Below are 22,610 nucleotides of genomic sequence, written 5' to 3'. Positions count from 1 at the left end.
CACTGCAAACACGCTTCGGCAACCCAGGCGCTTTTCAGTGGTCTATTTAAGGCGAGCTCATCAACCGCACTGGCCCGCTACATTCCAGGCCCGGATCACTCCGGGCCTTTTTGCATGATTGATTGGACGCACACAGGAAAGGAACACGCACCAATGGCCTATTACCAGCAACCGCATGACGTCACCACCCTGCCCGCTTGGCAGGCGCTACGCGAGCAGCGCGAGCAGATGAACGACTTCAGCATGCGCGAGGCCTTTGCCAGCGATCCGCAACGCTTTAACCGCTTCTCCCTGAGCAGCTGCGGCCTGCTACTGGATTACTCAAAGAACCTGATCGACGAAAAAACCCTGGGACTGTTGGTGCAGCTGGCTGAACAAGCCCAGCTGCCAGCGTCCATTCACGCCCTATTCAGCGGCGATAAGGTCAATGCCTCTGAAGGGCGTGCAGCTCTGCATACAGCCCTGCGCAGCCCGATTGGCCGCACCCTGAAACTCGACGGCGTCGACCTGATTCCGCAAGTGCATCGCGTGCTGCACCAGATGACCGAGCTGGTCAGTCGCATTCACAGCGGTCTGTGGCGTGGCTATAGCGACAAACCCATCACCGAGGTGGTGAATATCGGCATCGGCGGCTCGTTCCTCGGCCCGCAGCTGGTTTCCGAAGCGCTACGGCCCTTTACCCAGCGCGGTGTACGTTGCCATTACTTGGCCAATATCGACGGCAGCGAGTTCCGTGAATTGACCGCGCGCCTGAACCCGCAGACCACCCTATTTATCGTGTCTTCCAAGTCGTTCGGCACCCTGGAAACCCTCAAGAACGCCTTGGCCGCACGCGACTGGTACCTGGCCCTGGGCGGCCCGGAAGCCGAGCTGCACAAACACTTTATTGCGGTAACCAGCAACCCGACGGCTGCTATCGACTTTGGCATCAAGGCGGAAAACATCTTCCCGATGTGGGACTGGGTCGGCGGGCGTTATTCGCTGTGGTCGGCCATTGGCTTGCCGATTGCTCTGGCCATCGGCATCTCCAACTTCAAGGAGCTGCTGGCCGGCGCTTATGCCATGGACCAGCACTTCACCCAGGCGCCGTTGGCCGAGAATATGCCGGTACTGATGGCACTGCTGGGCATCTGGTACGGCAACTTCTGGGGCGCGAAAAGTCAGGCGATTCTGCCCTACGACCACTATCTGCGGAACTTCACCAAACACTTGCAGCAGCTGGACATGGAATCCAACGGCAAGAGCGTGCGCCAAGACGGCAGCCCCGTGGATTTCAGCACCGGGCCGGTGATCTGGGGCGGCGTTGGCTGCAACGGCCAACACGCCTATCACCAGCTGCTGCACCAAGGCACCGAGTTGATCCCAGCGGACTTTATCGTGCCGGTCAACAGCTTCAGCCCGCTGGCCGACCACCACCAATGGTTGTTTGCCAACTGCCTGTCGCAGAGCCAAGCGCTGATGCACGGCAAGACCCGCGCCGAAGCTGAAGCCGAGCTGCGCGACAAAGGCCTGGATGAAACCGAAGTACAGCGCTTGGCACCACACAAAATGATTCCCGGTAATCGCCCGAGTAATATCCTCGCGCTCAACCGCGTTGACCCGTTCGGCCTCGGCGCACTGGTGGCGTTGTATGAACACAAAGTGTTCGTGCAGAGCGCCATCTGGGGTATTAACGCCTTCGACCAGTGGGGCGTGGAACTGGGTAAAGAACTGGGCCAAGGCGTGTATCAGCGCCTGACTGGCCAGCTCGATACGCCGGCCAGCGATGCCTCGACCCAGGGCCTGATCCAGCACTTCCGCGAGCGCCATCGCGGCTAAACCAGGCGCGGCAGAGCACAAGGCCAGCACTTGAACCAAGCACCCGCTTGGTTCACCCTACGATCATCGCGGAACACAATAATAAGGACCCGCCATGTTCGAAATCACCCGCCATCCTGTGCCCGACGCCGTGCGCCAGCGCGCCCACCTGGACAACGACGACTACCTGCGCCTGTACCAGCAATCGGTGGAGCAACCGGAAATCTTCTGGGCCGAGCAGGCCAAAATCTTCCTCGACTGGTCCAAACCTTGGACCAGCGTGCAGCAGGGTGACTTGCTCAGCGGCCAGGGCTCCTGGTTCAAGGGTGGCCAGCTGAACGTCAGCTACAACTGCATCGACCGCCATCTGGAACAACGCGGCGAACAGATTGCCTTGATCTGGGAAGGCGACAACCCCAGCGAATCAGCGCACATCACCTACAAGAAGCTGCACCACAACGTCAGCCGCCTGGCCAACGTGCTGAAAAGCCGTGGAGTGAAAAAGGGCGACCGGGTGTGCATCTATATGCCGATGATCCCCGAAGCCACCTACGCCATGCTCGCCTGCGCGCGCATCGGTGCGGTGCATTCGGTGGTCTTTGGCGGCTTCTCCCCGGACGCCCTGCGCGACCGCATTCTGGACGCCGACTGCCGCACGGTGATCACCGCCGACGAGGGCGTGCGCGGCGGCAAGTACGTGGCGCTCAAGGCCAATGTCGACAAGGCGCTGCAAAGCTGCCCGGCAGTCAGCACGGTGGTGGTGGTCGAACGCACCCAGGGCGAGATCGACTGGGTTGAAGGCCGCGACATCTGGTACCACGAAGCCCTGCGCGACGCTGACGGCGACTGCCCGCCAGAGCTAATGGACGCCGAAGACCCGCTGTTTATCCTCTACACCTCAGGTTCCACCGGCAAACCCAAGGGCGTGCTGCACAGCACTGGCGGCTATCTGCTGATGGCGGCGATGACCCACAAGTACGTGTTCGACTACCACGAAGGCGATATCTATTGGTGCACCGCCGACGTCGGCTGGGTCACAGGGCACAGCTATATCGTCTACGGCCCGTTGGCCAACGGCGCGACCAGTCTGATCTTCGAAGGCGTGCCCAACTACCCGAGCGCCTCGCGCTTCTGGCAGGTGATCGACAAACACCAGGTGAACATCTTCTACACCGCGCCTACCGCCCTACGCGCTCTGATGCGTGAGGGCACCGGCCCGGTCGAATGCACCGAGCGCACCAGTCTGCGCCTGCTCGGCAGCGTCGGCGAGCCGATCAACCCGGAAGCCTGGGAGTGGTATTACAACGTGGTTGGTGAGCGCCGCTGCCCGATCGTCGACACCTGGTGGCAGACCGAAACCGGCGCCATCCTGATCACCCCGCTGCCCGGCGCCACCGACCTCAAACCCGGCTCGGCGACCCGCCCGTTCTTCGGCGTACAACCGGTGCTGCTGGATGAACAGGGCAAGGAAATCCACGGCCCAGGCTCAGGCGTACTGGCGATCAAGGACAGTTGGCCAAGCCAGATTCGCAGCGTCTACGGCGACCATCAGCGGATGATCGACACCTACCTCAAGCCCTACCCCGGTTACTACTTCAGCGGCGACGGCGCGCGCCGCGATGAGGACGGTTACTACTGGATCACCGGCCGGGTGGACGACGTGATCAACGTCTCCGGCCACCGCATCGGCACAGCCGAGGTGGAAAGCGCCCTGGTACTACACGACGCCGTCGCCGAAGCCGCCGTGGTCGGCTACCCGCATGACATCAAGGGCCAGGGCATCTACGCCTTCGTTACGCCGATGAACGGCGTGGAGCTCAACGAGGCCTTGAAGAAGGAACTGCTGGCACTGGTCGGCAAGGAAATCGGCAGTTTCGCCAAACCCGAGCTGATCCAGTGGGCACCCGGCTTGCCGAAGACCCGTTCGGGCAAGATCATGCGGCGCATCCTGCGCAAGATCGCCTGCAACGAGCTGGAAAACATGGGCGACACCTCGACCCTGGCCGACCCCAGTGTGGTGGACGGGCTGATCGAGCAACGCCTGATCCGCTAAACCCAGCCAGGTGTAGGGTGGATGACGCTCTGCTCATCCACCAATGGCCCCGTGCGGTGGAGCGCCACCCGGTGGATCGATAAAGCGCGATCCACCCTACACCAACAAGCGAATAGCCTATTTCATGGAATTCCTTCGCCGCCGTATCGAAAGCCAAGTCCTTAGCCTGAGCGGTATCGCCCTCGGCCAGATCGACTTCGAAAAGCCCCAGGACGACCCCGGTCTGTTCGGCCCCGACTCGGTGAGCTGGCAGGTGCACGGCGACTTCACCAGCATGCTGATCGGCGGTATCAGCGCCCTGCTCTTGCAAGCTCTGCATCCGCTGGCATTAGCCGGGGTGTGGGATCACTCAAATTTTCGTCAGGACCTACTCGGCCGCTTGCGTCGCACCGGGCAGTTTATTTCCGGCACCACCTACGGCTCGCGCGCCGATGCCGACTGGCTGATCGACAAGGTCAAAACCATTCACCTCAAGGTCACAGGCACCGCACCGGATGGCCGCGCCTATGCCGCCAGTGATCCAGCGTTGCTGACCTGGGTGCATGTGGCCGAGGTGCACAGCTTTCTCCAGGCCCATCTGCGCTACCGCAACCCGCAGCTGAGCGAGGCTGATCAGGACCGCTACTACGTGGAAATCGCCCTGATTGCCGAACGACTGGGCGCCACCCAGGTGCCGCGTTCACGCGCCGAAGTCGCCGCCTACCTGACGGCTGTGCGCCCTGAACTGCTCTGTGATGAACGCTCGCTGGAGATTCTGCGCATCCTGCTCGGCGCACCAGCCCCCAGCGCCATCGCCGCCCCGGCGGCCAAGCTGTTAATGCAAGCGGGTATCGACCTGCTGCCGGATTGGGTGCAGGAGATGCTAGGCCAGCAGATCAGTCCGGCGCGCAGCCGGGTGATCCACGCCGGTGTACACAGCCTGGCCCCGGTCCTGCGCTGGGCGGTACGCGGCGGCGCCATCCACCGCGCGCGCCGGCGTCTGGACCTGCCGCCGCGCTGACCGGCCGGTTCGCACGCTGGCCGTAAACAAAGCCGCTGTGCCACCATAGCGACCTCTCGCGGCCCGCCGCGCCTGTTACTTGTGAGGATCGCGTTATGCAAGACGTCGTCATCGTTGCCGCCACCCGAACCGCTATCGGCAGCTTTCAGGGTGCACTGGCGAATATCCCGGCACCGGAACTGGGCGCTGCAGTAATCCGCCGCCTGCTGGAACAAACCGGCCTGGACGGCGCGCAGGTCGACGAAGTGATTCTCGGCCAGGTGCTGACCGCAGGCTCAGGGCAGAACCCGGCGCGTCAGGCGGCCATCCTCGCCGGCCTGCCGCACGCTGTGCCAGCGCTGACCCTGAACAAGGTCTGCGGCTCGGGCCTTAAAGCCCTGCACCTGGGTGCCCAGGCGATCCGCTGCGGCGACGCCGAGGTGATCATCGCCGGCGGCATGGAAAACATGAGCCTGGCGCCCTACGTCATGCCCGGCGCACGCACCGGCCTGCGCATGGGCCACGCCAAGCTGGTCGACACGATGATCACCGACGGCTTGTGGGATGCATTCAACGACTACCACATGGGCATCACCGCCGAGAACCTGGTCGACAAATACGACATCAGCCGCGAAGCGCAGGACGCCTTTGCGGCCGCCTCGCAGCAGAAAGCCGTGGCCGCCATCGAAGCCGGGCGCTTTGCTGATGAAATCACCCCGATCATGATTCCCCAGCGCAAGGGCGAGCCGCTGGCCTTCGTCACTGACGAACAGCCGCGCGCCGGCACTACAGCCGAATCGTTAGGCAAACTTAAGCCCGCATTCAAGAAAGACGGCAGCGTCACCGCCGGCAACGCCTCCAGCCTCAACGACGGTGCCTCCGCCGTGCTGCTGATGAGCGCCGCCAAAGCCCAGGCCCTCGGCCTGCCGGTACTGGCGAAAATCGCCAGCTACGCCAACGCCGGTGTCGACCCGGCGATCATGGGCATCGGCCCGGTCGGCGCCACCCAACGTTGCCTGGCCAAGGCCGGCTGGCAGTTGGCTGACCTGGACCTGATCGAAGCCAACGAAGCCTTCGCCGCGCAGGCATTGGCAGTCGGCAAGGAACTGAATTGGGACGCGAGCAGAGTCAACGTCAACGGCGGCGCCATCGCCCTCGGCCATCCGATTGGCGGTTCCGGCTGCCGCGTGCTGGTGACCCTGCTGCACGAGATGATCAAGCGCGACGCCAAAAAAGGCCTCGCCACCCTGTGCATCGGCGGCGGTCAAGGTGTGGCACTGGCAATCGAACGGGCCTGAGGCTTTTGGTCTTATGGGAAGGGCTTTAGCCACGCGCTTTAAAATCGTAAGCAGCGCGGCTAAAGCCCCTCTCCTTGAAAAGCGCGGTGGTAAACTGCGCGCCCTTCTTCTTCGAGTCGCCGCGCATGCCCTCTCTCGATCAGGCGCTGCGCGCCGCCCTGCATAACCGTCACGACCTGCTGGCTGAGCTGCATCAGCAAGACACTGATTGTTATCGCCTGTTCCATGGCAGCCAGGAAGGTGCCGGCGGCCTGACCATTGACCGTTACGGCCCGCAGCTACTGGTACAAACCTTTCACCAACCGCTCGGTCGTGATGACTTACTGGCCGCCCATGCGCTGATCTGCAGCCACCTGAATCAGCCCTTACTGCTGGTGTACAACGACCGCAGCCAAGGCAACTCACGTATCGACCGCACAGACCCGGTCTACCAAGCTGAACCCGCTGCACTGGACGACCTGATCGGCCATGAATGGGGCCTCAATTACCGCGTGCGCGGCCGCCATGCTGGGCAAGACCCACTGCTGTTTCTCGACCTGCGTAACGCGCGCGGCTGGGTCAAAGCGCACAGCGCTGATAAATCTGTACTTAACCTTTTCGCCTACACCTGTGGCGTCGGCTTGAGCGCGGCCGCAGGCGGGGCCAGCGAAGTGCTCAACCTGGATTTTGCCGAGGGCAATCTGGCGGTCGGTCGCGAGAATGGCCAGCTCAATCCGCAGCTGCTGCCTATGCAGTTCATTCAGTCAGACTACTTTCCGGCGATTCGCCAACTGGCCGGCCTGCCGATCAATGCGCGGCGCGGGCAGAAGCTGCCGCACTATCCGCGCCTTGAGCAACGCCAGTTCGATGTGGTGCTACTCGACCCGCCCGCCTGGGCCAAGAGCGCTTTCGGCACTGTCGATCTGCTGCGCGATTATCAGAGCCTGCTCAAACCCGCGATTCTAGCCACCGCCGAGGATGGCGTGCTGATCTGTTGCAACAACCTGGCAAAAGTCGCCCTGGCCGATTGGCGCGAGCAGGTGCTGCGCTGTGCGGAAAAGCTTGGCCGCCCGGTGCGCGATTGCCAGGTGCTGCCACCGGCCAGCGACTTCCCTTCACAGGATGGTCAGCCACCGCTGAAAACCCTGATTCTGCAGTTCTGATCCCCGCGCACGTTCGCAGAAAATCCCCGCGCAGAGCCTCTGCGGAACGGCACACGCGTGCCATACTCCAATGCACTTTTCGTCGGGATAGATGACGTTTTTATGCTTAAAGGAATAAAGCGCGCTGCCAGCGCCACTGCCATCGCCGTTGCTTTCTACAGCCTGCTGGGCTTTCTGATTTTGCCCGGTCTCGGTTTGCGCATCGCTAACCAGCAGTTGGCGCACTACGCCGAAGTCCCCGCCACACTGCAGCGCCTGCAACTCAACCCGTTCAGCCTGGAGCTGAGTCTCTGGGGCCTACGAATTGGCGAAGCCGACCAGCAGCAGATCGCCTTCGAACGCCTGTATGCCAACCTGCAACTCGACAGCCTGTGGAACGGCGTGCTGCACCTGGCCGATATCGAGCTGGACAAGCCGCACAGTGAAGTGCTGTTCGGCAAGGACGGTCGGCTCAATCTGACCCAACTGTTCAACGTCCCGCCCAGCACCGAGCCGGCGGTTGAAGAGCCGGCCGGCGAGCCCTTCCCGCTGCGTATTACGCGCATCAAACTGAGCGGCGGCAACGTGCATTTTCAGGACCTGCGCCCCAGCGAGCCAATCGAATTTATTTACGACGATCTTAATTTCGAGCTGTTCAACCTCAGCACCCTGCCCGACGACAATGCCGACATGAGCCTGGTCGCCACCGGCCCCACCGGCGGGCGGATCGACTGGACCGGGCGCATCAGTCTGGTGCCAATCAGCTCCAGCGGCAGTCTGAAAGTCACTGACGGTAAACTGAAAGCCATCTGGCCCTACGTACGCGATGCGGTGCCGCTGGTGTTGGAAGACGGTACCGTCAACCTCAGCAGCGATTACAGCCTCAATCTCGCCAAAGGCACCGAACTGCTGCTGAGCAATACCCAGCTCAACGTCAGTCGTTTTGCCATCAAGAGTCCGGCGGACAAACCGCTGCTGCGCCTAGAAAGCCTGGATATCAGCGAAACCCGTGTGGACCTGGCCAAGCAGCAGGTCATCGTCGGCAAGATTCGTAGCCAGAAGCTGGAAACCTGGGCCGCACGCGAGGCCGATGGCCAGCTCGACTGGCAGAAGCTGCTGGCCAGCCAACCCGCCAAACCAGCTCCAGCTCCAGCTCCAGCTCCAGCTCCAGCTCCAGCTCCAAATGAGGGTGGCGTAGGTTCCGCTGCGACAAAAGAAGCAGAGCCGGTAAAAGAGCCAACTGAACCGACCACCGCAGAGCAATCCGCCGAGCTAGAAACCGCCACTGCAGGCCAGCCGCAAGAGCCCAGCAAACCCTGGCAGGTCATCCTGCGTGACGTGCAACTGCGCGACTATCAGGTGCATCTGGCAGACCGCGCCGGCGGTGCGGAAGTGAAAATCGACTTGGCACCACTTAATCTCGACCTGAGCGATTTCGACAGCCTGGGCACTTCACCCTTCGGCCTCAAGCTCGACACCGGAGTGAATAAAACCGGGCAGATCAAGGCCAACGGCCAAGTGCAACTGAACCCGACCACGGCCAAGCTGCAGGTGGCCATTCGCGATATCGACCTGCGCCTAGCGCAGACTTACCTAAGCCCTTTCGTTCGGCTGGAGCTGCGCAGCGGCAAGCTCGGCAGTGACCTGGCGGTTGACCTGCAAAGCGTCGAGCCGCTGGCGTTCAGCATTGGCGGGCAAGCCGCGATCAACCAGTTGCATACCCTCGACACCCTCAAGGACCGTGACTTCCTCAAATGGCAGCAGGTGTTGGTACAAGGGATCGACTATCAACACGGCAAAGGCCTGGCGATTGGCCAAGTCAACCTGCAACAGCCCTATGTGCGCTTTATCATCAACGAAGACCTGACCACTAATATCAAAGACCTGATGATTCCACAGCCGGCCGATGCCAAGCCGGCCAGCGCGCAGGCCGAGAAACCGCTGCCGATCCGCATTGGTGGCATTAGCATCAAGGACGGCTCGGCCAACTTTGCCGACTTCAGCCTACGCCCCAACTTCGCCACCGCGATTGGCCAGCTCAACGGCCAGATCGGCACCCTGGATAACCAGAGCCCGAAAGCCGCCAGCGTCGATATCAAGGGCAAGGTCGACAAGTACGCGCCCGTCAGCATCAAGGGCCAGCTGACGCCGTTCGACCCAATGAACAGCCTGGATATCGCCACCAGCTTCAAGAACGTCGAGCTGACCACGCTCACGCCCTACTCCGGTAAATTCGCCGGCTTCCGTATCCGCAAGGGCCGCCTCAACCTCGATCTGCACTACCAGATCGAGAAAGGTAACCTCAACGCCACAAACAAACTGCTGCTGGAAGACCTGCAGCTGGGCGAAAAAGTCGACAGCAAGGACGCCATGGATCTGCCGATTCGCCTGGCCGTGGCCCTGCTCAAGGACACCAAAGGCAATATCGAAATCCAGCTGCCGGTGCAGGGCAACCTCAACAGCCCGGAATTCAGCGTGATGCCCATCGTCTGGCAGACCCTGCGCAACCTGGTCCTACGCGCCGCGCAGGCACCGTTCAAGTTTATCGGAGGCCTGGTCAGCGGCGGCAGTGACGTTGACCTCAGCAACGTACGCTTCAATGCCGGCGACAGCGCACTCGACGGCGACGCACAAAAAGCCTTGGATACCTTGGCCAGCGCCCTGAAAGAGCGCCCGACCCTGCGCCTGGAAGTCGAAGGTATGAGCGCGCAAAGCAGCGACGGCCCACCACTGGCAGTCGCGCGCCTGGAGCGTGAATACCAGACCACCTGGTACAAAATCCTGCAGCGCCGTGGCGATAATGTGCCGGCTGATGCCAGTGAATTGGTGGTCGATGAGGATGACAAAGCGGTGCTGCTCGAAGGCATTTACCGCGCCCGCCTTAAGCAACAGCCGCCGGCTGAATGGACCCAACTGGATGATGCCGAACGCAGCGCGAAAATGCGTGACGCCGTGCTGCAGTCTTGGGCGCAAAGCCAATTACTACTGCGGCAGTTAGCCCAGGCGCGGGCGGCTGAAATAAAGAACTATCTGGTTGAGCGAGGAGGCTTAAGCGCCGAACGCATCTACCTACTGGATGTAGGCATCGTGCAGGCTGACAAAGATGGTCGGGTAGCCACAGCCCTGCACCTGGGCAGCGAGTAAGGCGTTTGCATATGCGCATACTGACTACGATGTTGTTACTTGCCTTGATGAGCACAACACTCCTCGCCCAGGCTGAAACTCTGCGCTGCGGTAGCCAGTTGGTAAGCCTGGGCGATAGACGGTTTGAAGTGCTGCAGAAATGCGGCGAACCGGCTTTCCGTGAATTAGTCGGCTACTCGCTCGGCCCAAGCGAACGGCGCGAGTATCCGATTGAGGAGTGGGTCTATGGCCCGAGTAACGGCATGCTGAGCATTCTTACCTTCGAGGGTTCTCGCTTACGCGCCATTGAACGGCGTCGTAACCACTAACCGATGAAAGCCTTAATAACTGCCCTGCTATTAGTTGCACCCGTCCTCACTCAGGCCTCGTCAACCCTGCGCTGTGAACGTGGACTGATCAGCCTTGATGACACGACCCGCGAAGTGAGCAGCAAATGCGGCGAACCCTTGAGCCGTGACTTTCTCGGCTACCGCGAAGTACTGGATGAATACGGTTTCTACAATGAAGTCGCGGTCGAAGAATGGTCATACGGACCGCGCAACGGCATGTACCAATTTCTGCGTTTCCAAGGCAACCGACTGATCAAGATCGAAAGCAAACGCCGCAACTAACAACTCTCTTTAGATGCCCCCACGATAAGGACACTGCACCATGCAACGGATAGCGCTCAGCCTCACCCTGCTACTTCTGGCAACCTATGCCCAGGCCAGCACCCTGCGTTGCGAGAAGGGCATCGCCAGCACCGGCGACCGGACTACAGAGGTCGCCACAAAGTGTGGCGAACCGATTGCCCGCGATAGGCTGGGCTACACCCTGGATGCCCACGGCAATAATGAGTTCCTCGTCGAAGAGTGGGTCTATGGCCCGCGTAACGGCATGAACTATTACCTGAGGTTCGAAGGCGGCCGCCTGAAGAGCGTGGAAAGTAAACGCGGCAGCTGACACTTACCAAAGAACCACAAAAAAGCCCCGCAGGATGTGCCTGCGGGGCTTTTTTACAACGGATTACAGCTTGTTGCTGAAATCACGCAGCTCGTCCTGAGCTTTTTCCTTGGTCCAGCCATAGCGCTCTTGCAGCTTGCCAGCCAGATAATCGCTGTGACCTTCGGCAACATCCAGGTCATCGTCGGTCAGGTTGCCCCACCGCTCCTTGATGCGGCCATTAATTTGCTTCCACTTGCCTTTGATGATGTCGGAATTCATTGAATCCTCCGGGTCAGTGAGTGGCGGTCAGGCCGGGTCAGATCGACCAGGCCTGATTTATGAGTTACTGCGCGGTTTTCAGGGCTTCAGCGGCTACCGCTTTCACACCTTTAATCTCACCGGCCTTGGCAATCGCCAGGTCACGCTCGGCCGAAGTGGTGACAACACCGGAAAGCGTCACTACGCCTTTGTTGGTTTCGACCTTGATATCGATGCCACTCAAGTTGCTATCAGCCAGGAAGGTAGACTTCACTTTGCTGGTGATCCAGGTATCGCTTACCGCGTCTTCGGCGTCATTCATCGTTTCGCTGGCTGCCAACATGGTTGGCTGCCCAACGGGACTAGCCGCTAGCACTGGCCCAGCCAGAAGCAGGCCCAAAGCGGTGGCAGTCAGGGTGGTTACGGCGAAATGCTTGATTGGCGTTTTCATGGGTAATGCCTCCTGCATGTACTGAACAATCTGCATGCTCGTCGAGCTGCAGCCTCCCCAGTACTGTCGCAAGGGCTGTGCCAAGCCACTTAAAACTAATTTACCGTTAAATATCAATTACTTATAAATAGACCAACGTAGTCTCGATCGTGCAATCTGCATGTTCGCGGTATTCCCTCAAGGCATATTGCACGACGCCTCAGCAGCAACGGGCGATGAGGTATACAGGCTTTATTCACAGGCAAAAAAAGAGGGCCCCAAAGGGCCCTCTGTTCTGCGGTCAAGCGCGGCGGTGATTAAACGCCCGACGCCTTGGCAGCAGCTACATCTTTAATCGACAGCTTGATACGGCCGCGGTTGTCCACGTCCAATACCAGCACTTCGATTTCCTGACCTTCTTTGAGGATGTCAGTCACCTTCTCAACACGCGCATCGCTGAGCATGGAGATGTGCACCAGACCGTCTTTGCCCGGCAGGATGTTAACGAAGGCACCGAAGTCGACGATGCGCTCAACCTTACCGATGTAGATCTTACCGATCTCGGCTTCCGCGGTGATGCCTAGGACACGCTGACGCGCGGCCTCTGCTGCTTCCTTGGTTTCGCCGAAGATCTTGATGGTGCCGTCGTCTTCGATGTCGATCGACGCTTTGGTTTCTTCGCAGATAGCGCGGATGGTTGCACCACCTTTGCCGATCACATCGCGAATCTTGTCCTGGTCGATCTTCATCGCGATCATGGTAGGCGCGTTGGCCGACAGCTCGGTGCGCGACTGGGCAATAACCTGGTTCATCTGGCCGAGAATATTCAGGCGCGCTTCCAGGGCCTGACCCAGAGCGATTTCCATGATTTCTTCGGTGATGCCCTGGATTTTGATGTCCATCTGCAGTGCGGTGACGCCATTGGCGGTACCCGCAACTTTGAAGTCCATGTCGCCCAGGTGATCTTCGTCGCCGAGGATGTCAGTCAGAACGGCAAACTTCTCGCCTTCCTTAACCAGACCCATGGCGATACCGGCAACCGGTGCCTTCATCGGCACACCGGCGTCCATCAGCGCCAGAGAAGCACCGCACACGGAAGCCATCGAAGACGAACCGTTGGACTCGGTGATTTCCGACACCACACGAATGGTGTAAGGGAACACGTCAGCAGCTGGCAGCATGGCCGCGATGGAGCGGCGTGCCAGACGGCCGTGACCGATTTCGCGACGGCCAGTAGCCCCCATACGACCACACTCGCCCACCGAGTACGGCGGGAAGTTGTAGTGCAGCATGAAGGGGTCTTTTTTCTCGCCTTCCAGAGTGTCGAGCAGTTGCGCGTCGCGGGCGGTGCCGAGAGTCGCTACAACCAGCGCCTGGGTTTCGCCACGGGTGAACAGGGCCGAACCGTGGGTTTTGTCCAGCACACCGACTTCGATGTTCAGGCCACGCACAGTACGGGTGTCACGGCCGTCGATACGCGGCTTACCGTTCACGATGTTCTCGCGCACGGTGCGGTATTCGATTTCGCCAAAGATTTCTTTAACTTCGGCAGCGCTCGGCTGACCTTCTTCACCGGAGAACTTGGCAACGACTTCATTGCGCAGCTCACCCAGACGGGCATAACGCTCGTGCTTGATGGTGATGGTGTAAGCCTGGGAGATCGCATCGCCGAACTCACCGCGAATAGCGTTGAGCAGTGCGGTGTTCTCAGCCTTTGGCTGCCAGTCCCATGTCGGCTTGGCGGCTTCGGCAGCCAGCTCGGCAATGGCGTTGATCACCACCTGGAATTCGTCGTGGGCGAACAGTACAGCGCCCAGCATCTGGTCTTCGCTCAGCTCTTTAGCTTCCGATTCAACCATCAGCACGGCGTCTTTGGTGCCGGCTACAACCATGTCCAGGCTGGAAGCCTTGAGCTGCTCATAGTTCGGGTTCAGCAGGTAGCCAGTTTCCGGGTGGAACGCTACGCGCGCAGCGCCGATCGGACCGTTGAACGGAATGCCGGAAATGGCCAGGGCGGCCGACGTACCGATCATCGCAGCGATGTCCGGATCAGTCTTTTTGCTGGTGGAGATCACGGTGCAGATCACCTGCACTTCGTTCTGGAACCCTTCTGGGAACAGCGGACGGATCGGACGGTCGATCAGGCGCGAGGTCAGGGTTTCCTTCTCGGAAGGACGGGCTTCACGCTTGAAGAAACCGCCTGGGATCTTGCCAGCCGCGTAGGTTTTTTCTTGGTAGTGCACCGACAGCGGGAAAAAGCCTTTGCTTGGGTCAGCAGTCTTGGCGCCGGTGACAGCCACCAGTACGGCGACGTCATCGTCAACGGTGACCAGCACTGCGCCGGAGGCTTGACGGGCGATACGGCCAGTCTCGAGGGTTACGGTCGACTGACCGAATTGAAATTTCTTGATTACCGGGTTCACGGTGTTTTCCTTCTCTTTGTTGCCCTTGGGGAAAGCGTTTCTTGCTCCCGTTTTATCACCACTGGATGAACAAACGGGTCTTGCAGAATGTGTGGGCGGTTACGGGTATCGGACCCGCTAGCGTCCAAAACAGCTAAAGCACAAAAGCAAAAGCTGGAAGCAGGGCGAACCCCACTTCCAGCTTCGGCAGTCAGCTACGCATAAGCATTGCTTAGCGACGCAGACCCAGGCGACCAATCAGGGCGCTGTAACGGCTAACGTCCTTACCCTTCAGGTAATCCAGCAGCTTACGACGCTGGTTAACCATACGGATCAGGCCACGACGTGAGTGGTGGTCTTTACCGTTGGCCTTGAAGTGGCCTTGCAGCTTGTTGATGTTGGCGGTCAGCAGTGCAACTTGCACTTCAGGCGAACCCGTGTCACCAACAGCTTGCTGGTAGTCGGCTACGATTTGAGCTTTTTCTTGAACGTCGAGAGCCATGAGGCAATCCTTTTATTTAGGAAACTGTTCCAGAGAAACAGCTTCAACAAGCCAGGGACAAATCCCTGTATCTATAAATGAGTAGTGACCGCGCTTGTTAACAGCCACCCTCGCCAGCCTGCTGTTACACAGGCTGGTTTCGGTCATGCTGACCGAATCAATCGACGCGGCGCAATGCGCCCGTCTTCGCTCACTTCACCGATACCGATAAAGCGACCAGTGTGATCCTGCACCCGCACCATGCCAAACTTCGGTGCTTCCGGCGCACGTACCGGCTGCCCTTGCAGCCAATAGAACGAACTGTGCTCAGAGAACTGCAGCAATGGCCAGTGTTGCAAGCCACTGTCAGCCGGCAACAGAAACTGATCAACCGCCTCGTTGCCACCTTCAGCATGCACCCGCTCCAGCTCTTCGAGCGTTACGGTGCGGCTCAAATCGAAGGGGCCGGCTTTGGTCCTGCGCAGCTCTGCTACGTGAGCGCCGCAACCCAGCAAGTGACCGATGTCTTCGACCAACGTGCGAATATACGTACCCTTGCTGCAATCAACCGCCAGGCGCGCTTGCTCCGCCTCGCAGTCCAGTAATTCCAAGCGCGCAATAGTAACAGAACGCGGCTCGCGCTCCACTACTTCACCGGCGCGCGCCAGCTTGTAAAGTGGCTGTCCGTCACGCTTGAGCGCCGAGTACATGGGCGGTATCTGGCTGATTTCACCACGAAACCCGGGTAGTACCGCCTCGATATCGGCGCGACCAACGGTTACTGGACGACGCTCTAATACCTCACCTTCAGCATCTGCAGTGGTGGTGGTCACGCCCAGCTGCATCAGGGTTTCGTAACCCTTGTCAGCATCGAGCAGGTACTGGGAAAACTTGGTCGCCTCGCCAAAGCACAACGGCAATACGCCAGTGGCCAGCGGGTCGAGGCTGCCGGTATGCCCAGCCTTCTCGGCATTGAGCAACCAGCGCACCTTCTGCAAAGCAGCGTTGGAACTAAAGCCCTTGGGCTTATCCAGCAGGATGATGCCGTCAACGGCACGACGAATACGTTTGACCTGGGCCACGCGCTTACTCCTTGGCCTCAGGGACATCATCGTTATGCTGACGGTCTTCGCTCACGGCACGCTCAATCAGCGCCGACAACTCAGCCCCACGAATCACGCTTTCGTCGTAATGAAAACGCAGGTTGGGCACACTGCGCAGCTTCATCGCACGACCCAACTGCATGCGCAGGAAGCCGCTGGCATCGTTGAGCACCTTGATGCTCTGCACCACGGGATCAACACCCTCTTCCGGCTCGCCACCCATGATCGTGACAAACACCTTGGCATGGCTGGAGTCACGGCTGACTTCTACCGCCGTGACGGTCACAAGGCCGCCAAGACGCGGGTCCTTGATTTCCATACGGATCAACTGCGCTAATTCGCGCTGTATCTGGTCGCCGATGCGCTGGGCCCGGCTAAATTCTTTGGCCATTTCTTACTACCTTCACTCGTCGCGCTGCCTGAAAGCAGCGGACCTAAAAGCGGCAAACGCCCGGCCGCGCAAATGCGGGGCCGGGCGCTGCGTGTTGCGACTCGTGCTTACAGGCTACGGGCCACTTGGACTTTCTCGAACACTTCGATCTTGTCGCCGACCTTAACGTCGTTGTAGCTCTTCACGCCGATACCGCATTCCATGCCATTACGCACTTCAGCAGCATCGTCTTTGAAGCGACGCAGGGATTCCAGTTCGCCTTCGAAGATCACCACGTCGTCGCGCAGTACGCGGATCGGACGGTTACGGTAAACCGTACCCTCGACCACCATACAACCGGCAATCGCACCGAACTTCGGCGAACGGAACACGTCACGTACTTCAGCAATACCCAGGATGTTCTCGCGAACATCGCTGCCGAGCATGCCGGTCAAGGCCTTCTTAACGTCTTCGATGATGTCGTAGATCACGTTGTAGTAACGCATATCCAGACCTTCCTGCTCGACGATCTTGCGCGCGCCGGCATCGGCACGCACGTTGAAGCCAAACAGTACAGCGTTGGAGGCCAGGGCCAGGTTGGCATCGGATTCGGTGATACCACCGACGCCGCCACCGACCACGCGCACCTGCACTTCATCGTTACCCAGGCCGCTGAGCGAGCCTTGCAGCGCTTCCAAAGAACCACGAACATCAGATTTGAGGACGATGTTGAGCGTCTTCTTCTCTTCCTGGCCCATGTTCTCGAAGATGTTTTCCAGCTTACCGGCATGCGCACGGGCCAGTTTCACTTCGCGGAACTTGCCCTGACGGAACAGTGCAACTTCACGTGCTTTCTTCTCGTCAGCCAGTACGCTCATGTCGTCGCCAGCTTCTGGCGTGCCGTCTAGACCAAGAATCTCGACCGGAATCGACGGGCCAGCTTCTTTAATCGCCTTACCGTTTTCATCGAGCATGGCGCGGATACGACCGTAGTTGGAACCGATCAGCACCATGTCGCCTTGACGCAGGGTACCGTCTTGAACAAGTACGGTGGCTACCGGACCACGACCCTTATCGAGACGCGATTCAACCACCACACCGCGACCTGGAGCCGACGGAGTCGCTTTCAGCTCAAGAATCTCAGCCTGCAGCAAAACGGCTTCGAGCAGCTCGTCAACACCGGTACCCGCTTTCGCCGACACGGAAACGAACGGTGTATCACCGCCCCACTCTTCCGACGTCACGCCGTGCACCGACAGCTCGCTACGAATGCGATCAAGATCAGCGCCTGGCTTATCGATCTTGTTCACAGCGACGACCAGCGGAACACCAGCAGCCTTAGCATGCTGAACCGCTTCAATGGTCTGCGGCATTACGCCGTCGTCCGCCGCCACCACCAGGATCACGATGTCAGTCGCCTTGGCACCACGGGCACGCATCGCAGTAAACGCGGCGTGGCCTGGGGTGTCGAGGAAGGTGACCATGCCGCGCTCGGTTTCTACGTGGTAGGCGCCGATATGCTGGGTGATACCACCGGCTTCGCCAGCAGCCACCTTGGCGCGACGGATGTAGTCGAGCAGCGAGGTCTTACCGTGGTCAACGTGACCCATTACGGTAACAACCGGCGCACGAGCAAAGGTCTCGCCTTCGAACTTCAGCGACTCAGCCAGAGAGTCTTCCAGAGCGGTGTCGCTGACCAGCGTGACCTTGTGACCCAGTTCCTCAGCAACCAACTGGGCAGTTTCCTGATCAAGAACCTGGTTGATGGTCGCAGGGGTGCCCAGCTTGAACATGAACTTGATGATTTCAGCGGCTTTAACCGACATCTGCTGAGCCAGATCGCCCACAGTGATGGTTTCGCCGATCTTCACTTCACGCACGATCGGACCTGTCGGGCTCTGGAAGCCATGAGCATTACGCTTCTTCAGCTTGCCTTTGCCACGACCGCCACGACGGAAGCTGTCGTTCTCTTCGTCGATGGTACGCGGGGCAACACGTGGCGCTGGGGCTTTTTCTTTAACAGACGGACGATGCTGGGTGGTCTTGCGATCACCACCACGACGCTCGGCATCATCATTGCGCGCTTTGTCTGGGCGGCGCGGCTCATCTTTCTTACGCTCGTCTGCAGCAGGTGCAGGCTGCGCGGTTGCAACGGGCTGAGTAGCGTTGGCTACTGCATCGCCAGCAGCCGGTGTGGTTGCCGCACGCGGAGCTTCTTCAGCCGCGCGACGCTTGGCTTCTTCATCAGCTTTAGCCCGCGCAGCATCAGCTACAGCGCGCTGCTCAGCCAGCTCACGCTGCTTTTCAGCTTCGATTTCTTCTGGGCTGCGCTTAACGAAGGTCTTCTTCTTGCGCACTTCAACACTGATAGTCTTGCTACCAGCAGCGCGTAAGGTGCTCGTCGTTTTGCGCTGCAAGGTAATCTTGCGCGGCTCTTCTGTTTTGCTATCGCCGTGACTGCTCTTGAGATAGGCCAATAGGGCCTGCTTCTCACTGTCAGTCACTGCTTGCTCAGCGTTCTTGTGCGGCAAACCTGCCTCACTCATTTGCTGCAGCAGGCGCTCTACCGGCGTATTGACCACTTGGGCCAGTTCTTTAACCGTGACTTGCGTCATGTATTTCTCTCCTCAGGCCGCAACTGCTTACTCGAACCAATGGGCTCGTGCGGCCATGATCAACTTGCCGGCTCGCTCAGCGTCGATACCGTCGATGTCGAGCAGATCATCAATAGACTGCTCGGCCAGGTCTTCGCGGTTAATAACGCCGCGCACTGCCAGTTCATGCGCAAGCGCCTTGTCCATCCCCTCTAGCGAGAGCAAGTCTTCGGCTGGGTGGGCATCTGCCAGCTTTTCCTCGTTGGCGATGGCTTTAGTCAGCAAGCGATCTTTGGCACGGGCGCGGAGCTCGCTGACGATATCCTCGTCAAAGCCATCAATGCTGAGCATTTCTTCCATCGGTACGTAGGCAATTTCTTCAAGGCTGGTGAAGCCCTCTTCGACTAACACCTGGGCCAGCTCTTCATCGACTTCCAGCTCGTCGATAAAGCGCTGCAGGATGTCGCCTGTTTCCGCTTGCTGCTTGGCCTGGATGTCCGCCTCAGTCATCACGTTCAAGGTCCAGCCAGTCAGTTGACTCGCCAAACGTACGTTCTGACCGCCGCGACCAATGGCCTGAGCAAGGTTATCTGCGCCAACGGCGATGTCCATGGAGTGGGCATCTTCGTCAACAATAATGGCGGCTACTTCAGCCGGCGACATGGCGTTGATGACGAACTGCGCAGGATTGTCATCCCACAGCACGATATCAACACGTTCGCCTGCCAACTCACCGGAGACCGCCTGCACGCGCGAACCGCGCATGCCAATACAGGCACCCTGCGGGTCAATACGCTTGTCTTTGGAGCGCACGGCCAGTTTGGCGCGTGAACCCGGATCACGGGCAGCACCCATGACCTCGATTAACTCTTCGGCAATTTCCGGCACTTCAATGCGGAACAACTCAATCAGCATTTCTGGCGCGGTGCGCGACAGAATCAGCTGAGGGCCGCGGTTCTCGGTACGAATTTCCTTGAGCAGCGCACGCAGGCGCACGCCAACACGGAAGGTTTCGCGGGAGATAATGTCTTCGCGAGCCAGCATGGCTTCAGCGTTATTACCCAGGTCAACGATTACGCTGTCACGGGTTACTTTCTTCACGGTGCCGGAAATGATTTCACCCAGACGCTCGCGATAAGCCTCAACGACCTGAGCACGCTCAGCTTCACGGACTTTCTGCACAATCACTTGCTTAGCGGTTTGCGCGGCAATACGACCGAATTCAATGGATTCGATCTTTTCTTCCAGCACATCGCCCACTTTCGCATTCGCTTCAACAGCGCGCGGCATGTCAGTGGTGACCTGGTGTGCAGGGTCATCAAAATCACTTTCTTCAACCACTGTCCAGCAGCGGAATGTTTCGTAGTTGCCGGTCTGGCGATTGATCGCCACACGCAACTCGACTTCATCTTCAAATCGCTTTTTGGTAGCAGTGGCCAAAGCCAGCTCCAGCGCTTCAAAAATTACGCTAGCCGGTACGCCCTTTTCGTTGGAAACCGACTCAACAACCAGCAGTACTTCTTTGCTCATCGTACGCCTCGCCTTTCGCAATCCATTGGATCCTGCGCAATCCGCGCAGCTCTCGCGGGATTCGCGGCTCAATCAAACCTGGGGATAATGTTGGCCTTGTCGATCATATCGATCGGCAACAGGAATTCGTGGTCATCCACCTGCACCACCACGTCCTGATCTTCCACACCGCGTAGAAGGCCCTGAAAGTTGCGTCGACCCTCGAAAGGCGAGCGCAACTTAATTTTTACTTGCTCACCCGCATGGGCAGCGAACTGTTCAATGGTGAACAACGGCCGATCCATGCCTGGCGAGGACACCTCAAGGGTGTACTCGGCGCTGATGGGGTCCTCGACATCAAGGACACCGCTGATCTGCCGACTGACAATTTCACAGTCTTCGATCAACACGCCGTCAGGCTGCTTATCAATATAAATTCGCAGCAGAGAATGCCGCCCTTGTGACAGGAACTCGACACCCCAACATTGGTAGCCCAGAGCCTCGACTACTGGGGCCACCAAGGCCTGCAACTGTTCTAGCTTGCTCGACACCTGAACCCCTCGCGCATGCTGTAAAAATAAAAAATGGGCGAAGCGCCCATCATCGAACCGCCCTCTAAAGGCCGGCAAAGCTGTCGCCCAGTTAGCAAAAAGCCCCTTATCAGGGGCTCCTCTGCAATTCAATGCGGGGGCTGGTTTGACCCAGCCATCATCGGACTCAGCATCCGAGGAGCGACTTTACTGCTCAACCCCACATCAAACCTGGGGCCGGATTATACGACTTAACCTCAAACGGGGTCAATCGATGCTCCAGCAACAAAAAAGCCCGCTTCGAGCGGGCCTTCTTGAAAAATGGTACCGAGAAGGGGACTCGAACCCCTACAGCCTATGGCCACTACCACCTCAAGGTAGCGTGTCTACCAATTCCACCACCTCGGCAAAATCACTTACTGCGTACGACCTTTAACGCTTACTGCTGCTCAGGAGCCTGAGGTACGTCCGCCGCTTCGGTAGCCGGCTTAGCTGCATCCAGAACAGGTACATCTTCAACAGCTGGCTTAGCCTGTTGTACTTCCAAGACTGCTGGATCAGGCAAACCAACTTGACCCATGCCATCAGCTTTATCTTTAGCAAAGAACGCTAAACCCAAGCTAGTTATGAAAAATGCGGTAGCGAGTATAGCAGTAACTCGACTCAGAAAGGTAGTACTTCCTTGACTACCAAATACGGTAGAAGAAGCACCCGCACCAAACGAGGCACCAGCATCAGCACCTTTACCCTGCTGCAGCAAAACCAGCGCAACAACGCCGATGGCACCCAGCAGATGAAGAACAACGATGACTGTTTCCAGCATTTCTTTAGCTTCCTGCGGCGCGACAAATCGCACCGAACTCATCCGCATTCAGAGAGGCTCCACCCACAAGCCCCCCATCGATATCCGGCATACCGAACAACTCGGCTGCACTGGCGGCCTTGACGCTGCCGCCATAAAGAATTCTTACTTTACCCGCCAACTCTGGACTTTTCGCCGCTAACTGCGCACGAATTGCCGCATGAGCTTCCTGCGCCTGCACAGGCGATGCGGCCAGACCCGTGCCAATAGCCCAAACCGGCTCATAGGCAATAACTGCATCGGCAAAGACATCAATACCCAGAGCATCGATCACGGCAGACAACTGCGCAGCAACCACCTCTAGCGTCTTCCCCGCCTCGCGCTGAGCCAGGGTTTCACCGACACACAACACCGGTAGCAAACCTGAAGATTGCGCCGCAGAGAACTTACGCGTCACAATTTCATCAGACTCACCCAGCAGCAATCTACGCTCGGAGTGGCCCACCAACACAAGCGAGCAACCCACATCATGCAGCTGAACCGCTGCAATCTCGCCAGTCATAGCGCCCTGCTGAGCTTCGGTCGCACAGCTTTGCGCACCTACCACTACAGCCTTGCCTACCAAACCCTCAACAACCTGAGAGAGATGTAAGCTAGACGGGAAAACTGCAACATCCACACCAGCAGGCATTACCTGCTCGGCGAGACCGCTGATCAGCTCTGCAACGCTGGCGCGGGTACCGTGCATTTTCCAGTTACCAGCAACCATTGGGCGACGCATGCTTAACCTCGTCGGTCAAAGAGGGCGCAGATGT

Annotated in this window: 20 protein-coding genes and 1 tRNA gene; 9 read left to right on the top strand and 12 right to left on the bottom strand. The window is 59.0% G+C overall.

From position 1 onward, the window contains the following. Positions 1-153 precede the first annotated feature (153 nt). The 9 genes from pgi (at position 154) to AC0J6G_RS02040 (ending at position 11,334) form a co-directional block, all read left to right on the top strand. The gene (gene pgi, locus AC0J6G_RS02080) at positions 154-1,818 is read left to right on the top strand and encodes a glucose-6-phosphate isomerase (RefSeq protein WP_475250817.1); all 1,665 of its coding nucleotides are present in this window, start codon (positions 154-156) and stop codon (positions 1,816-1,818) included. A gap of 94 nt (positions 1,819-1,912) precedes the next feature. Beyond that, positions 1,913-3,850 carry an acetate--CoA ligase gene (gene acs / locus AC0J6G_RS02075; RefSeq protein WP_475250815.1) on the top strand — a complete coding sequence of 646 codons (1,938 nt, stop codon included), beginning with the start codon at positions 1,913-1,915 and terminating at the stop codon, positions 3,848-3,850. A 124-nt stretch (positions 3,851-3,974) separates the two neighbouring features. Further along, positions 3,975-4,850 carry an oxygenase MpaB family protein gene (locus AC0J6G_RS02070; RefSeq protein WP_475250813.1) on the top strand — a complete coding sequence of 292 codons (876 nt, stop codon included), beginning with the start codon at positions 3,975-3,977 and terminating at the stop codon, positions 4,848-4,850. Between the two features lie 95 nt (positions 4,851-4,945). Beyond that, a complete protein-coding gene (locus AC0J6G_RS02065) occupies positions 4,946-6,127 on the top strand; it encodes an acetyl-CoA C-acetyltransferase (protein ID WP_475250811.1) in 1,182 nt (393 codons plus the stop codon). Positions 6,128-6,252: 125 nt separating this feature from the next. Next, positions 6,253-7,269: a class I SAM-dependent rRNA methyltransferase gene (locus AC0J6G_RS02060; RefSeq protein WP_475250809.1), complete on the top strand. Its 1,017-nt coding sequence runs from the start codon at positions 6,253-6,255 to the stop codon at positions 7,267-7,269. Positions 7,270-7,371: 102 nt separating this feature from the next. After that, entirely contained in the window at positions 7,372-10,392 is a 3,021-nt protein-coding gene (locus AC0J6G_RS02055) for a DUF748 domain-containing protein (RefSeq protein WP_475250807.1), read from the top strand. Between the two features lie 11 nt (positions 10,393-10,403). Then, positions 10,404-10,700 carry a DUF2845 domain-containing protein gene (locus tag AC0J6G_RS02050; RefSeq protein ID WP_475250805.1) on the top strand — a complete coding sequence of 99 codons (297 nt, stop codon included), beginning with the start codon at positions 10,404-10,406 and terminating at the stop codon, positions 10,698-10,700. Positions 10,701-10,703: 3 nt separating this feature from the next. Further along, positions 10,704-11,003 carry a DUF2845 domain-containing protein gene (locus AC0J6G_RS02045; protein ID WP_475250803.1) on the top strand — a complete coding sequence of 100 codons (300 nt, stop codon included), beginning with the start codon at positions 10,704-10,706 and terminating at the stop codon, positions 11,001-11,003. Positions 11,004-11,043: 40 nt separating this feature from the next. Next, positions 11,044-11,334: a DUF2845 domain-containing protein gene (locus AC0J6G_RS02040; RefSeq protein WP_475250801.1), complete on the top strand. Its 291-nt coding sequence runs from the start codon at positions 11,044-11,046 to the stop codon at positions 11,332-11,334. Positions 11,335-11,397: 63 nt separating this feature from the next. On the opposite strand, the gene AC0J6G_RS02035 is transcribed toward AC0J6G_RS02040, so the two are convergent. The 12 genes from AC0J6G_RS02035 to tpiA all read right to left on the bottom strand — a co-directional run bounded on the left by AC0J6G_RS02035 (position 11,398) and on the right by tpiA (position 22,576). After that, positions 11,398-11,595 carry a CsbD family protein gene (locus tag AC0J6G_RS02035; RefSeq protein ID WP_475250799.1) on the bottom strand — a complete coding sequence of 66 codons (198 nt, stop codon included), beginning with the start codon at positions 11,593-11,595 and terminating at the stop codon, positions 11,398-11,400. A gap of 64 nt (positions 11,596-11,659) precedes the next feature. Then, positions 11,660-12,025: a BON domain-containing protein gene (locus AC0J6G_RS02030; RefSeq protein WP_475250797.1), complete on the bottom strand. Its 366-nt coding sequence runs from the start codon at positions 12,023-12,025 to the stop codon at positions 11,660-11,662. Positions 12,026-12,321: 296 nt separating this feature from the next. Then, on the bottom strand, positions 12,322-14,427 hold the full coding sequence (gene pnp, locus AC0J6G_RS02025; protein ID WP_475250795.1) for a polyribonucleotide nucleotidyltransferase: 2,106 nt from the start codon (positions 14,425-14,427) through the stop codon (positions 12,322-12,324). 211 nt (positions 14,428-14,638) lie between these two features. Next, positions 14,639-14,908 (bottom strand): 30S ribosomal protein S15, encoded by a 270-nt coding sequence (rpsO, locus tag AC0J6G_RS02020; protein WP_046820615.1) that lies wholly within the window; start codon positions 14,906-14,908, stop codon positions 14,639-14,641. A 143-nt stretch (positions 14,909-15,051) separates the two neighbouring features. Further along, entirely contained in the window at positions 15,052-15,969 is a 918-nt protein-coding gene (truB, locus tag AC0J6G_RS02015) for a tRNA pseudouridine(55) synthase TruB (RefSeq protein ID WP_475250792.1), read from the bottom strand. A 4-nt stretch (positions 15,970-15,973) separates the two neighbouring features. Next, positions 15,974-16,381 (bottom strand): 30S ribosome-binding factor RbfA, encoded by a 408-nt coding sequence (gene rbfA / locus AC0J6G_RS02010; protein WP_475250790.1) that lies wholly within the window; start codon positions 16,379-16,381, stop codon positions 15,974-15,976. A 107-nt stretch (positions 16,382-16,488) separates the two neighbouring features. Then, positions 16,489-18,975 (bottom strand): translation initiation factor IF-2, encoded by a 2,487-nt coding sequence (gene infB / locus AC0J6G_RS02005; protein ID WP_475250788.1) that lies wholly within the window; start codon positions 18,973-18,975, stop codon positions 16,489-16,491. Between the two features lie 27 nt (positions 18,976-19,002). Then, positions 19,003-20,484: a transcription termination factor NusA gene (gene nusA / locus AC0J6G_RS02000; RefSeq protein ID WP_475250786.1), complete on the bottom strand. Its 1,482-nt coding sequence runs from the start codon at positions 20,482-20,484 to the stop codon at positions 19,003-19,005. Positions 20,485-20,552: 68 nt separating this feature from the next. Next, positions 20,553-21,014 carry a ribosome maturation factor RimP gene (gene rimP, locus AC0J6G_RS01995; protein WP_475250784.1) on the bottom strand — a complete coding sequence of 154 codons (462 nt, stop codon included), beginning with the start codon at positions 21,012-21,014 and terminating at the stop codon, positions 20,553-20,555. Positions 21,015-21,315: 301 nt separating this feature from the next. After that, positions 21,316-21,401 (bottom strand) — tRNA-Leu (locus AC0J6G_RS01990). A 31-nt stretch (positions 21,402-21,432) separates the two neighbouring features. Next, positions 21,433-21,816, bottom strand: coding sequence for a preprotein translocase subunit SecG (gene secG, locus AC0J6G_RS01985; RefSeq protein WP_475250782.1), 384 nt, complete (start codon positions 21,814-21,816; stop codon positions 21,433-21,435). Positions 21,817-21,820: 4 nt separating this feature from the next. Next, complete coding sequence (gene tpiA, locus AC0J6G_RS01980; protein ID WP_475250780.1) at positions 21,821-22,576, bottom strand: triose-phosphate isomerase; 756 nt, start codon at positions 22,574-22,576, stop codon at positions 21,821-21,823. Positions 22,577-22,610 lie beyond the last annotated feature (34 nt).

This window comes from Pseudomonas sp. TS_SC_3 (assembly GCF_056156225.1).
This window is presented reverse-complemented; position numbering and strand designations above follow the sequence as displayed.